10 protein-coding genes are annotated in these 12,652 nt (G+C 69.6%); 8 read left to right on the top strand and 2 right to left on the bottom strand.

Annotation, left to right across the window (positions count from 1 at the left end; translation table 11 throughout):
* Positions 1 to 186 precede the first annotated feature (186 nt).
* From yajC to AWQ71_RS16550, 5 genes are all read left to right on the top strand, one after another.
* Positions 187 to 612: a preprotein translocase subunit YajC gene (yajC, locus tag AWQ71_RS16570; RefSeq protein WP_067134397.1), complete on the top strand. Its 426-nt coding sequence runs from the start codon at positions 187 to 189 to the stop codon at positions 610 to 612.
* A gap of 114 nt (positions 613 to 726) precedes the next feature.
* On the top strand, positions 727 to 2,376 hold the full coding sequence (gene secD, locus AWQ71_RS16565) for a protein translocase subunit SecD (protein ID WP_245658324.1): 1,650 nt from the start codon (positions 727 to 729) through the stop codon (positions 2,374 to 2,376).
* A complete protein-coding gene (gene secF / locus AWQ71_RS16560) occupies positions 2,376 to 3,437 on the top strand; it encodes a protein translocase subunit SecF (protein WP_067134013.1) in 1,062 nt (353 codons plus the stop codon). The genes secD and secF overlap by 1 nt, the downstream gene beginning before the upstream one ends.
* 110 nt (positions 3,438 to 3,547) lie before the next feature.
* Positions 3,548 to 4,054, top strand: a complete 507-nt coding sequence (locus AWQ71_RS16555) for an adenine phosphoribosyltransferase (protein WP_067134011.1) — start codon at positions 3,548 to 3,550, stop codon at positions 4,052 to 4,054.
* 245 nt (positions 4,055 to 4,299) lie between these two features.
* Positions 4,300 to 6,486, top strand: a complete 2,187-nt coding sequence (locus tag AWQ71_RS16550) for a RelA/SpoT family protein (protein WP_157570391.1) — start codon at positions 4,300 to 4,302, stop codon at positions 6,484 to 6,486.
* 134 nt (positions 6,487 to 6,620) lie between these two features.
* Here the strand turns inward: AWQ71_RS16550 and AWQ71_RS16545 are convergent, their stop codons facing one another.
* Both AWQ71_RS16545 and AWQ71_RS16540 read right to left on the bottom strand, forming a co-directional pair.
* A complete protein-coding gene (locus tag AWQ71_RS16545) occupies positions 6,621 to 7,850 on the bottom strand; it encodes a DUF349 domain-containing protein (RefSeq protein ID WP_067134396.1) in 1,230 nt (409 codons plus the stop codon).
* 60 nt (positions 7,851 to 7,910) lie between these two features.
* On the bottom strand, positions 7,911 to 8,768 hold the full coding sequence (locus AWQ71_RS16540) for a peptidylprolyl isomerase (protein WP_245658323.1): 858 nt from the start codon (positions 8,766 to 8,768) through the stop codon (positions 7,911 to 7,913).
* 136 nt (positions 8,769 to 8,904) lie between these two features.
* On the opposite strand from AWQ71_RS16540, the gene AWQ71_RS16535 reads away from it, so the two are divergent.
* From AWQ71_RS16535 to aspS, 3 genes are read left to right on the top strand one after another with little or no spacing between them, the layout of a single operon-like run.
* A complete protein-coding gene (locus AWQ71_RS16535) occupies positions 8,905 to 9,609 on the top strand; it encodes an MBL fold metallo-hydrolase (protein ID WP_067134004.1) in 705 nt (234 codons plus the stop codon).
* On the top strand, positions 9,609 to 10,865 hold the full coding sequence (gene hisS / locus AWQ71_RS16530; protein WP_174550718.1) for a histidine--tRNA ligase: 1,257 nt from the start codon (positions 9,609 to 9,611) through the stop codon (positions 10,863 to 10,865). The genes AWQ71_RS16535 and hisS overlap by 1 nt, the downstream gene beginning before the upstream one ends.
* Positions 10,862 to 12,622 carry an aspartate--tRNA ligase gene (aspS, locus tag AWQ71_RS16525; protein WP_067133998.1) on the top strand — a complete coding sequence of 587 codons (1,761 nt, stop codon included), beginning with the start codon at positions 10,862 to 10,864 and terminating at the stop codon, positions 12,620 to 12,622. The genes hisS and aspS overlap by 4 nt, the downstream gene beginning before the upstream one ends.
* Positions 12,623 to 12,652: the final 30 nt, after the last annotated feature.

Genomic DNA, 12,652 nt, shown 5'->3' with positions numbered 1-12,652 from the left:
AAATGGGCACTTTCCCGCGTGCCATATCGTGGGTTCGTTGCCGCTCTTCGAGCGGCTCGCCTACACTGCGTGGCTTGACCGGCCGCTTACGCTGACGCTTCTCGGCGACGCGGTCGCGGCGCGCAAAACGCGTAACAGGACCTCCGGTGTTACACCGGTTCATCACCTAATGGAAGGGTGGCCCCCGTGGGCAACAACCCGCTTGGGACGTTTCTGCCACTGATCTTGCTGGTAGTGGTGTTCTACTTCCTGCTGATCCGCCCCCAGCGCAAGCGTCAGCAGGAGCAGCTGCAGATGCAGAGCTCGCTTACGCCGGGCGCGCGCGTCATGACGACGACGGGTCTGTTCGGCACCGTGGTGGGCCTCCAGGACGAGGACGTCATCCTGGAGATCGCGCCGGGTGTGGAGACCCGCTGGGTCAAGGCCGCGATCGGTCGCGTTGTGACTCCCGTTGACGGCGCCGATGCTGATGAGACGGATTCTGCCCAGCCCGTGGCGGAAGAGGGCGTTCGCGACGACGCCCATGAGGACATTCAGAAGGACAAGGGCGAGCAGGCGACCGAGACCTCCGAAGACGGGGGCAGCAAGGACTCGGGCACCAAGCAGTCCTGACCACGCTCACTGAAGATCCCTTGACGAGAGAGTCGACCACCAGTGGCCCCACCGACCAGTAGCCAGATCAAGCCAGGGCGCATGCTCCTGGCCCTTCTGGTGATAATCCTCGCCATGGGGGCGTCGATCGTCTTCCAGAAGGCGTTCGTCCCCAAGTTCGGTCTCGACCTCGCGGGCGGCACGACAGTGACGCTGTCGCCCGTGACCGCCGACGGCAAGGCCCCGCCGCAGGAGAGCCTCGACCGGGCCGTCAACATCATCCGGGACCGCGTGAACGGCACCGGCATCTCTGACGCCGAGGTCGCCAGGTCCGGCGACAACATCGTCATCTCGGTGCCGGGCGCCGGCCGCGACGAGGCCGTCAAACTGGTCGCCACCACCGCGGAGATGCGTTTCCGCCAGGTGCTCGCGGTGGCCGCGGCCACGACTCCGCCGGCCGCCCTTCCCACGACCGCGGCCACGCCGAGTTCGTCGGCCGCCACCCCGTCCCCCGGCGCCACGCCGGCTGGGCGCGCGGTCTCCAAGGTCCTTGCCGAGCCCACCCCGACGCCGAGCGTGACCAGGCGGGCGAGGTCGCATACCGCCACCGGTGAGAGGTCGACGGCCGGGACACGGGCCAAGGCGACGCCGTCGCCGTCGCCCTCGACCAGCGCCGGCGAGGAGGACCCGCTCGCCGGGCAGGACGTCTCCGGCATCGACCCGGCCGCCCTGGAAGCGTTCCGTAAGATCGACTGCACCGCGAAGAACCGCGGCCAGGGCGCCCAGGACGACCCGAACAAGCAGATCGTGGCCTGCAGCCAGGACGGCTCCGCGAGGTACATCCTCGACAAGGCCGCCGTGCAGGGCGCTCAGATCACCACCGCGTCGGCCGGCGTACGCCAGGACACCGGCGAGTGGGTGGTCAACCTCGACTTCAAGAGCCAGGGCGCGTCGCAGTGGAGCGACCTCACCGCCAGGGCCTTCGGCGCCCAGGCGCCGCGCAACCAGATCGGCGTCGTCCTCGACGGTCTCGTGATCACCGCCCCCGCCTCGAACGGCCGGATCCCCGGCGGCAAGACCGAGATCTCGGGCGGCTTCACCCAGCAGACCGCGACCGAGCTCGCCGACCAGCTCAAGTACGGCGCGCTGCCGCTCAAGTTCGTGCAGAGCTCCGTCGTCTCCGTCTCCTCGACGCTCGGCCAGGACCAGCTCCGCGGCGGCCTCGTCTCCGGCGCCATCGGCCTGCTGATCGTCATGCTCTACCTGCTGCTCTACTACCGGGGCCTCGGCGCGATCGGCATCGCCAGCCTCGGAGTGGCGACGCTCGTCACCTACCTGTCGGTGGCCGTCCTCAGCTCGAACGTCGGCTTCCGGTGGTCGCTGCCGCACATCATCGGCCTCGTGGTCTCGATCGGCATCACCGCGGACTCGTTCATCGTCTACTTCGAACGCATCCGTGACGAGATGAAGGAAGGCAGACGCACCCTCCGCGCCGCCGTCGAGGTCGCCTGGCGGCGGGCGAAGCGGACGATCCTGGTCGCGGACGCGGTCATGTTCATCGCCGCGGTGGTGCTCTACTTCCTCGCCGTGGGCGGCGTCGCCGGGTTCGCGTTCGCCATGGGACTGACCACGCTCATCGACATCGTGGTGGTCTTCCTCTTCACCAAGCCGCTCATGTCGCTGGCCGCGCGGCTGAAGTTCTTCTCCAAGGGCCACAAGCTGTCCGGGCTCGACGCTGAACGCATGGGCCGTACCGGCACCGAGCAGACCCTGCAGGAGGCGTGATGCCGGGCATTATCAGCCGCCTGTACCGCGGCGACATCGACATCGACTTCGTCGGCAAGCGGAAGCTCTGGTACGGCCTGTCGGCCCTGCTGATGGCGGTCTCCATCCTGGGCATGGTCGTCCACGGCCTCAACCTCGGCGTCGAGTTCCGGGGCGGCTCGGTCTTCGAGTTCCCCCGGGCGGCGAGTTCCAGCGTCGAGGAGGTCAGGGACACCATCCACGAGACCGGTGTCCACCAGACCATCGTGCAGCAGGCCGGGGCGAACTGGCGGGTCACGACCGAGAGCCTGGACACCAACGAGGTGCCCAAGGTTCAGCAGGCGGTCGCGAACAAGTACCACATCGACGTGAACGAGGTCAGCACCCAGGTCATCGGCGCGACCTGGGGCGGTGAGGTCGCCCAGAAGGCGTGGATCGGCCTGGCCGTCTTCATGCTCGCGATCATGCTGTATCTCAGCCTCGCGTTCGAGTGGCGGATGGCGCTCGCCGCCATCGTGGCCCTGGTCCACGACCTCGTGATCACCGCGGGCATCTACGCCTGGTCCGGCTTCGAGGTCACCCCGGCCACCATGCTGGGCTTCCTCACGATCCTCGGTTATTCGCTGTACGACGCGGTCGTCGTCTTCGACATGATCAAGGAAGTGACGGGCAAGCTCGGCACGAGCGCGAAGATGACCTACACCCAGGCCGCGAACAACGCGCTCAGCCACACCCTGATCCGGTCGCTGAACACCTCGCTGGTCGCGATCCTGCCGGTGGCGGCGATCCTGTTCATCGGCACCACGCTGCTCGGCGCGGGCACGCTGAAGGACCTGTCCCTGGCGCTGTTCGTCGGCATGGTCGTCGGCACGTACTCCTCGCTGTGCGTGGCCACGCCCATCCTGGTCACGCTCAAGGAGCGCGAGCCGCAGTGGAAGGCCCTGGCCAAGCGGGTGGCCCAGCGCGAGGCCTCCGCCGCCAAGGCGGCCGCGGCCGAGGCGCGCGCCGCCAAGCAGCCGGTGAGCGCGGGGTCGCAGAACGGAGTCCCGGCGACCGAGGACGACAAGCGCAAGAAGCGTTGACCGGTACGGTTGACACGTAAGAACGGCGACGGCGCTCCTGTGCCGCCTCCGGCGATGCTCGGCATCGCCGGAGGGACGCGGGGGCGCCGTCCTCATGAAGTGGGCGGAAAATGACCGAGTGGGTCTCCCTGATCAGAGACGTTCCCGACTACCCGAAGCCGGGCGTCATGTTCAAGGACATCACCCCGCTGCTGGCCGACCACGGCGCGTTCACCCAGGTGGTGGACGAGCTGGGCGCCGGCCTGGCGTTCGACAAGGTGGTCGGCATCGAGGCGCGCGGCTTCATCCTGGCCGCCCCGGTGGCGTACCGGGCGGGGGCGGGGTTCGTCCCCGTGCGCAAGAAAGGCAAACTGCCTGCACAGACGTTCGAGGCGAACTATGATCTGGAGTACGGCTCCGCGACGGTCGAGGTGCACTCCGACGCCTTCGTCCCGGGCGAGCGGGTGCTGATCGTGGATGACGTGCTCGCCACGGGAGGCACCGCGAACGCGACCGTGGAGCTGGTCAGGAGAGCGGGCGCCCACGTCATCGGGGTGTCCGTCCTGATGGAGCTGTCCTTCCTCTCCGGCCGCGACCGGTTGCCTGGCCTGGAGGTCCGTTCCCTGGTGACCGTCTGAACCGACCGCATCCAGGCGAAAAGCGGGCAGACGGCGCGGATACACTGGGGAGCCTGGACTCGACGTGAGGAGTCTGTGTGCCCCGTGATGTGGTCGTGCCCGACGGCGTGCGGGCCCGGAGTGAGTCCTGGCCCGCCGATGCCGTGGAGACGGTAGCCGCGCGCGACGCATCGGAGGCAGCGGAGGAGAGACCCGCGCCTGCCCAGCGACGGCGGCGGGCGCGGTTCGGGGGGCAGTGGGGTGCTATGAATCCGGTGTTGGAACCGCTCTTCAAGACGGTTCGCGCGACCCATCCCAAAGCGGATCTCCGGCTGCTCGAGCACGCCTACGACGTCGCCGCCCACCATCACCGCGACCAGAAGCGCAAGAGCGGCGACCCGTACATCACGCACCCGCTGGCCGTGGCGACGATCCTGGCCGAGCTCGGCACCGATGACGAGACGCTCTGCGCGGCGCTCCTGCACGACACGGTCGAGGACACCGCCTACAGCCTGGAGGAGCTGCGCGCCGACTTCGGCGAGAACATCGCCCTCCTGGTCGACGGCGTGACCAAGCTGGACAAGGTCAAGTTCGGCGACGCGGCGCAGGCCGAGACCGTCAGGAAGATGGTCGTCGCCATGGCGCGCGACATCCGCGTGCTGGTCATCAAGCTGGCCGACCGGCTGCACAACATGCGCACGATGCGCTACCTGCCCGAGCACAAGCGGCAGCAGAAGTCCCGCGAGACGTTGGAGATCTTCGCGCCGCTCGCGCACCGGCTCGGCATGAACACCATCAAGTGGGAGCTGGAGGACCTCGCGTTCGCCATGCTCTATCCGAAGCGGTACGACGAGATCGCCCGGATGGTGTCGGAGCGCGCGCCCCGCCGCGACCTGTTCCTGCAGGACGTGATCGAGAGGGTCTCCGCCGACCTGCGCGAGGCCAAGATCCGGGCGACCGTCAAGGGCCGTCCGAAGCACTACTACTCGATCTATCAGAAGATGATCGCCAAGGGCGTGGCGTTCGACGACATCTACGACCTGGTGGGCATCCGCGTGCTGGTGGACACGGTGCGCGACTGCTATGCCGCCCTCGGAACGATCCACGCGCAGTGGAGGCCGGTGCCCGGGCGGTTCAAGGACTACATCGCGATGCCCAAGTTCAACATGTACCAGTCGTTGCACACGACGGTCATGGGCCCCGAGGGCAAGACGATCGAGCTGCAGATCCGCACCCGCGCGATGCATCACCGCGCGGAGTACGGCGTGGCCGCCCACTGGAAGTACAAGGAGGAGATGAACGGCGCCCCCGGCACGGCGGGCAAGGGGAAGCAGGTCAACGACATGGCCTGGCTGCGCCAGCTCCTCGACTGGCAGAAGGAGACATCCGACCCGGGCGAGTTCCTGGAGTCGCTGCGCTTCGACCTGTCGGTCTCGGAGGTGTTCGTCTTCACGCCGCGCGGCCAGGTGATCGCGCTGCCCGAGGGCGCCACCCCGGTCGACTTCGCGTACGCCGTGCACACCGAGGTGGGGCACCGGTGCATCGGGGCCCGGGTGAACGGCCGCCTGGTGCCGCTGGAGTCGCGGCTCGGCAACGGCGACACGGTGGAGATCTTCACCTCCAAGTCGCCGGACGCGGGCCCCTCGCGCGACTGGCTGAAGTTCGTCAAGAGCGGCCGGGCCCGCAACAAGATCCGGCAGTGGTTCTCCAAGGAGCGCAGGGAGACCGCCATCGAGGCCGGCAAGGAGGCCATCGGGCGGGCGATGCGCAAGCAGGGGCTGCCGCTGCAGCGCCTGATGTCCGGTGAGGCGCTCCTCGCGCTGGCGCGCGACCTCAGGTACCCGGACGTGTCGGCTCTCTACGCCGCGGTCGGCGAGGGCCACTCGGGGGCCCAGGCGGTCGTCCAGAAGCTCGTCCAGTCCCTCGGAGGCGTCGAGGGGGCACAGGAGGACATCGCCGAGGCGGCCGTCCCCACGAAGCTCAGAGGGCGTCCCAGGGGTGGTTCCAACGCGGGTGTCAACGTGGCGGGCGACCCGGACGTGTGGGTGCGGCTGTCGCGGTGCTGCACCCCGGTGCCCGGCGACGAGATCGTGGGCTTCGTGACCCGCGGTCACGGGGTGTCGGTCCACCGGACGAACTGCCCCAACGTGGAGCAGCTCAACGCCCAGCCCGACCGGCTCGTGCAGGTGTCGTGGGCCCCCAGCGGAGACTCAGTCTTCCTGGTGGCGATCCAGGTCGAGGCGCTGGACCGGCCCCGGCTGCTGTCGGACGTCACGCGTACGCTGTCGGACCAGCACGTGAACATCCTGTCCGCCACGGTGGCGACCAGCCGGGACCGGGTCGCGGTGAGCAAGTTCACCTTCGAGATGGGCGATCCCAAGCACCTCGGCCACGTGCTCAAGGCGGTGCGCAACATCCAGGGCGTCTACGATGTCTACCGCGTGACGAACTGACCGTCCGCGCGGGGCCCTTCGGGCCGCGTCACCCCTGACCCCTGACACGCGTCGTCCCCCGCCGCGCGATCGCGACGGGGGACGGGACGGTCCGGCGGCGGGGGCGGCCGGAGCCGCCCCCGATGAACCCGGCGTCAGGAGAACTCGGCGAGCGTGCGCTCGGCCTCCTCAAGCCAGGAGCGGCGCGCGGTGAGCGCCTCCTCGGTCTCCTTGACGTCCTTGTCGCGGCCCGCCGCCCGGGCCTTGGACAGCCGGGTCTCGAGCTGCTCGATCGACCGGCGGAGCTGGTTGACGGTGTCCTGGGCGCGCGCCCTGGCCTCCGGGTTCGTGCGGCGCCACTCGTTCTCCTCGGCCTTGCGGACCGCGTCATCGATCTTGCGCAGGCCGCCCTCCAGCCGGTCGCGCTGCTCCCGCGGCACCGGTCCGGCCGCCTCCCAGCGCTCCAGGATGCCGCGCAGCACCGCGCGGGCGCTCCTCGCGTCCGTGATCGGCAGCAGCTTCCCGGCCTCGGCGAGCAGCGTCTCCTTGATCTCCGCGTTCGCCGCGAAGGAGGCGTCCCGCTCGGCGAAGACGGCCGACCTGGCCTGGAAGAACAGGTCCTGCGCGCCCTTGAACCTGGTCCACAGCTCGTCCTCGACCTCACGGGAGGCGCGGCCGGCGGCCTTCCACCGGTGCATCAGCTCCCGGTAGGTGGCGGCGGTCGCGTTCCAGTCGGTCGAGCCGGCGATCGCCTCCGCCTCGGCGACGATGCGCTCCTTCTCGTCGCGCACCGCGTCCCGCTGCTCGTCCAGCGAGGAGAAGTACGCCTTGCGCCGCTTGGCGAACGCCGTACGCGCGGCGGACAGGCGCTTCCACAGGCCCGCCTCGGTGGGGCGGTCGATGCGCTCGGCGGCCTTCCACTCCTCGACGAGCTGGCGCAGCCGCTCGCCGCCGGACTTCCAGTGGGTCGCTTCCTCGGCGATCCGCTCGGCCTCGGCGACGATCCGCTCCTTGACGTCGCGCGCCTGGGTCCGCGCCTTGTCACGCGCGACCTTCACTTCCTCGCGACGCTTGCCGACGATCTCGCTCAAGGCCTCCAGGCGGCTCTGGAGCGCGGCCAGGTCGCCCACGGCGTGGGCCTCGGTGACGGCCTCGCGGAGCTTCAGGATGCTCGCCTCCGCCTGCGTGGGCGGCAGGTCGGTGCCCTTCACCCGCTGTTCGAGGAGCTGAATCTGGCCGGCCAGCTCCTCGTACTTGCGGTGGTAGTAGGCGAGAGCCTCCTCCGGTTCACCGGCCTGCCAGGACCCGACGGCTCGTTCACCCTCGGCCGTACGTACGTAGACGGTGCCGTCGTCGTCTACCCGGCCCCACGGGTCGGTGGTCACGGTGTCCTCCCGCACTCGAATCAGCCTCCGGGGCCCCAATGTGCCCTTGGTTGTATTACGTCAGCTCTTGCTGGTAATTGTCACGTCTTTGATTTCGACGGGCCGCTTGGGTGCGCCCGTGCCGTCGCCACCGGCTCCGGTGATCACGCCCCTCTTGGCCACTTTGTCCAGGATTTCCAGCCCCTTCGTCACGGTACCGAAAGGCGTGTAGTCCGCGCTCAGCCCGGTGTCGCCGTACACGATGAAGAACTGGCTGCCGTTGGTCGCGGGGCCGCTGTTGGCCATGGCGAGCACGCCGCGGGTGTACTTGGCGCCCGCGAGGTTCTCGTCCACGAAGCGGTAGCCGGGGCCGCCCTGTCCGTCGGTGGGGTTCTTGCCGTCGGCCTTGGCCAGCGGGTCGCCGCACTGCAGGATCGGGAAGCTGGTGCCCATCCGGTGGCACCGGCTGTTGTCGAAGTAGTCCTTCGACGCGAGGAACTTGAACGAGTTGACCGTGCAGGGCGCGTTGACCGCGTCGAGGTCGGCGACGATGTCCCCGTAGTTGGTCTTGATCGTCATGACCGCCGGGGCGGTGCTCACCTTCTCGGGCGGCATGCCCACGTCCTTGACCGGGCCGCCGTCGGCCGCCTTCACGTACGAGCACGTGCCGGCGGCGGGGTCGTAGCCCTTCGGCTCCTCGCCGGCGGCGATGCTCGGCTTGGCGTTCGCGGTGGCGTCGTCGCCGCGCCCCAGGAAGGCGATCGCCCCCACGATCGCCCCCACCGCCACGACGGCGACGGTGGTCGTTCCGATGACGGCGGTGCGCCGGGCCTTGCGCTGCCGCTCAAGTCTCGCCTGCGTCTGCCGCTGGTAATGATCCCGGGCCAGCTGCTTCTGGCGGTCCTTGCCGGTGACCACTTCGTCCTCCCGACTGTCCAAGAATGACTATTGAGGTGGGCGAATCGTATCGGCACACGGGTATGCGTTCGCAGCCTGCCGACCCGCACCGGTACCCTTCGGTTACATTCGCTCGCGCATTCCTTGATACATCTTCTGAGACGAAGAGGCCGATTCCGTGCTCGTCGCCGGGTTTCCCGCAGGGTCCTTCCAGACCAACTGCTATGTTGTCGCGCCCGCCGCAGGCGAGGAGTGCGTCATCATCGACCCAGGTCAGGACGCTGTCGAGGGCCTCGACGAGATCGTGCGCGAGTACCGGCTCAAGCCGGTCGCGGTGCTGCTGACCCACGGCCACATCGACCACATGTGGTCCGTCGTGCCCGTCTGCGGCGCCCGGGACGTGCCCGCGTGGATCCACCCCGAGGATCGCGAGCTGCTCTCGGATCCCGGCAAGGGGCTCTCCCTGAATGCCGGGCAGATGCTTTTCGGCGGGCTGGAGTTCACCGAGCCCGACGACGTCCGCGAGCTGAGCGACGGCGCCGTGCTGAAACTCGCGGGCATGGAGATCACGGTCGACCACGCGCCCGGCCATACCAGGGGGTCGGTGACGTTCCGGGTTCCTGAGATCATGTTCTCGGGCGACCTGCTGTTCGCCGGCTCCATCGGCCGTACCGACCTTCCGGGCGGGGACCACGAGACGATCCTGCGCAGCCTGGCCACCGTGTGCCTGCCGCTGCCGGACGAGACGACGGTCCTGCCCGGCCATGGACCGCAGACGACCATTGGCCGCGAGCGCGCGACCAACCCCTACCTCCGCGGGCTGCTCGACCAGCAGGCCCCGGGCGGGGACGCGCCGCCCGCCGGCCCGACCAGGGGACTTTGATGAGCTTTCAAGCGCCGAAGGGCACCTTCGACTGGATGCCGCCGCGCTCCGAATGGGCGCTCGCCGTACGCGACGCGCTGTCCGCGCCGGCCCGCGCGGCGGGCTACGGGTACATCGAGACGCCGGCCTTCGAGGACACCCGGCTGTTCTCCCGCGGCGTCGGTGAGTCCACCGACATCGTGACCAAGGAGATGTACACCTTCGAGGACAAGGGCGGGCGGTCGATCACGCTGCGCCCCGAGGGCACCGCCTCCGTGGTGCGCGCGGTGATCGAGCACGGCCTGCCGGGCGGCCCGCTGCCGGTCAAGCTGTGGTACTCCGGCAGCTACTACCGGTACGAGCGGGCCCAGAAGGGCAGGTACCGCCACTTCTCCCAGGTCGGGGCCGAGGCGCTGGGCGCGGAGGACCCGGCCCTGGACGCCGAGCTGATCACGCTCGCCATGGACGGCTACACACGGCTCGGGCTGCGGAACGTGCGGCTGCTGCTGAACTCGCTGGGCTGCCGTGAGTGCCGTCCCGCGTACCGGGCCGCGCTGCAGGAGTTCCTGCGCGGGCTCGACCTGGACGAGCCGACCCGTCAGCGGATCGAGATCAACCCGTTGCGCGTTCTCGACGACAAGCGGCCCGAGGTCCGCGCCCAGCTCGCGGACGCGCCGCTGGTCACCGACCACCTGTGCGGGGCGTGCAAGGCCTACCACGAGGAGGTGCGTGGCCTTCTTCGTGAGGTGGGCATCTCCTACACCGACGACCCCCGGCTGGTCCGCGGCCTCGACTACTACACCCGTACGACCTTCGAGTTCGTGCACGACGGCCTCGGCGCCCAGTCGGCCGTGGGCGGCGGTGGCCGCTACGACGGCCTGAGCGAGATGATCGGCGGTCCGCCGCTGCCCAGCGTCGGCTGGGCGCTCGGCGTCGACCGCACCGTCCTCGCGATGGAGGCCGAGGGACTGCTCGCCGAGCGTCAGGGCAGCGTGGACGTGTTCGCCGTACCTCTCGGCGAGGAGGCGCGGCGGCGGGTCTTCGCCCTGGTGGCGGAGCTGCGCCGGGCCGGCCTTTCGGTCGACATGGCCTTCGGCGGGCGCGGCGTCAAGGGCGCGATGAAGGCGGCGGACCGCAGCGGCGCCCGGTACGCCCTGATCCTCGGCGACCGGGATCTGGAATCGGGGACCGCGCAAGTGAAGGACATGACCACAGCCGAGCAGACCGCGGTGCCGATCGCCGAGGTCGTCGACATCCTGAAGGGGAAATTCTCGTGATGCGCAGTCACGAAGCAGGGACGCTTCGTAGGGAGCATGCAGGCCAGCGGGTGACGCTGGCGGGCTGGGTGGCCCGCCGCCGCGACCACGGCGGGGTCGTCTTCATCGACCTGCGGGACGCCTCCGGCTCCGCCCAGGTGGTCTTCCGTGAGGAGGATCACGCCCACGACCTGCGCTCGGAGTACTGCGTCAAGGTGACGGGCGAGGTTCGCGTGCGCCCGGAGGGCAACGAGAACCCCGACCTGCCGACCGGCGCCGTCGAGGTCGTCGCCTCCGAGGTGGAGGTGCTGAGCGAGGCCGCGCCGCTGCCGTTCCCGATCGAGGGCAGCAGCGGCGTGTCGGAGGAGGCGCGGCTGAAGTACCGCTACCTCGACATCCGCCGGGCCCAGGTCGCCGACGCGCTGCGGATTCGCTCGCAGGCGACATACCTGGCGAACGAGGTCATGCGGGAGCGCGGGTTCGTCTACGTCGAGACCCCGAGCCTCACCCGCTCCACCCCGGAGGGCGCCCGCGACTTCCTGGTGCCGGTACGGCTCCAGCCGGGCAACTGGTACGCCCTGCCGCAGTCGCCGCAGCTCTTCAAGCAGCTCCTCATGGTCTCCGGCCTCGAGCGCTACTACCAGCTCGCGCGCTGCTTCCGTGACGAGGACCTGCGGGCGGACCGGCAGCCGGAGTTCACTCAGATCGACATCGAGATGTCGTTCGTCGACCAGGACGACGTCATCGAGCTCGGTGAGGCGCTGATCGGCCGCATCTGGAAGGAGACCCTCGGCTACGAGCTGCCGACGCCGCTGCCGCGGATCAGCTACGCCGAGGCGATGTCCAGGTACGGCTCCGACAAGCCGGACCTGCGCTTCGGGGTCGAGCTGACCGAGCTGACGGACTACTTCGCCAACACCTCCTTCCGCGTCTTCCAGGCGCCGTACGTCGGCGCGGTCGTCATGCCGGGCGGCGCCGGACAGACCCGCAAGGAGCTGGACGCCTGGCAGGAGTGGGCCAAGTCGCGCGGCGCCCGGGGCCTGGCGTACGTGCTGGTCCAGGAGGACGGGCTCGGCGGCCCGGTGGCCAAGAACCTGTCCGAGACCGAGATCGCCGGCCTGGCCAAGGTCACCGGCGCGCAGCCCGGGGACGCGATCTTCTTCGCGGCCGGCCTGCCGCACGCCTCGCGGGAGCTGCTCGGCGCGGCCCGGCTGGAGATCGGCCGCCGCTGCGACCTGATCGACGAGTCGCAGTGGTCGTTCCTGTGGGTCGTGGACGCCCCCATGTTCGAGCCGGTGGTCGACGAGGTCGGCCGGCAGACCGGCTGGACGGCCGTGCACCACCCGTTCACCGGCCCCAAGCCCGAGTTCGCCGACACCTTCCACGACAACCCCGGCGAGGCCCTGGCGTACGCGTACGACATGGTCTGCAACGGCATGGAGATCGGCGGCGGCTCGATCCGTATCCACCGGGCCGAGATGCAGCAGCGGGTCTTCGAGGTGCTCGGCATCTCCAAGGAGGAGGCGGAGAGCAAGTTCGGCTTCCTCCTCGAGGCGTTCAACTACGGTCCGCCGCCGCATGGCGGCATCGCCTACGGCTGGGACCGCGTCTGCATGCTCCTCGCGGGCGGCGAGTCGATCCGCGACGTGATCGCGTTCCCGAAGACCGCCTCCGGGTTCGACCCGCTGACCGCCGCTCCCACGCCGATCACGACCGATCAGCGCAAGGAGGCCGGGGTGGACGCCAAGCCCAAGGGCGAGGCGGAGCCGAAGGCCTGACCGCGCCGCTTCCGCGCACATGACGACGGC

Source organism: Microtetraspora malaysiensis, assembly GCF_001528665.1.
Classification (GTDB): Bacteria; Actinomycetota; Actinomycetes; order Streptosporangiales; family Streptosporangiaceae; genus Microtetraspora_A; species Microtetraspora_A malaysiensis.
The sequence above is the reverse complement of the archived record's forward strand: the minus strand, read 5'-3'. Positions and strand labels throughout refer to the sequence as shown.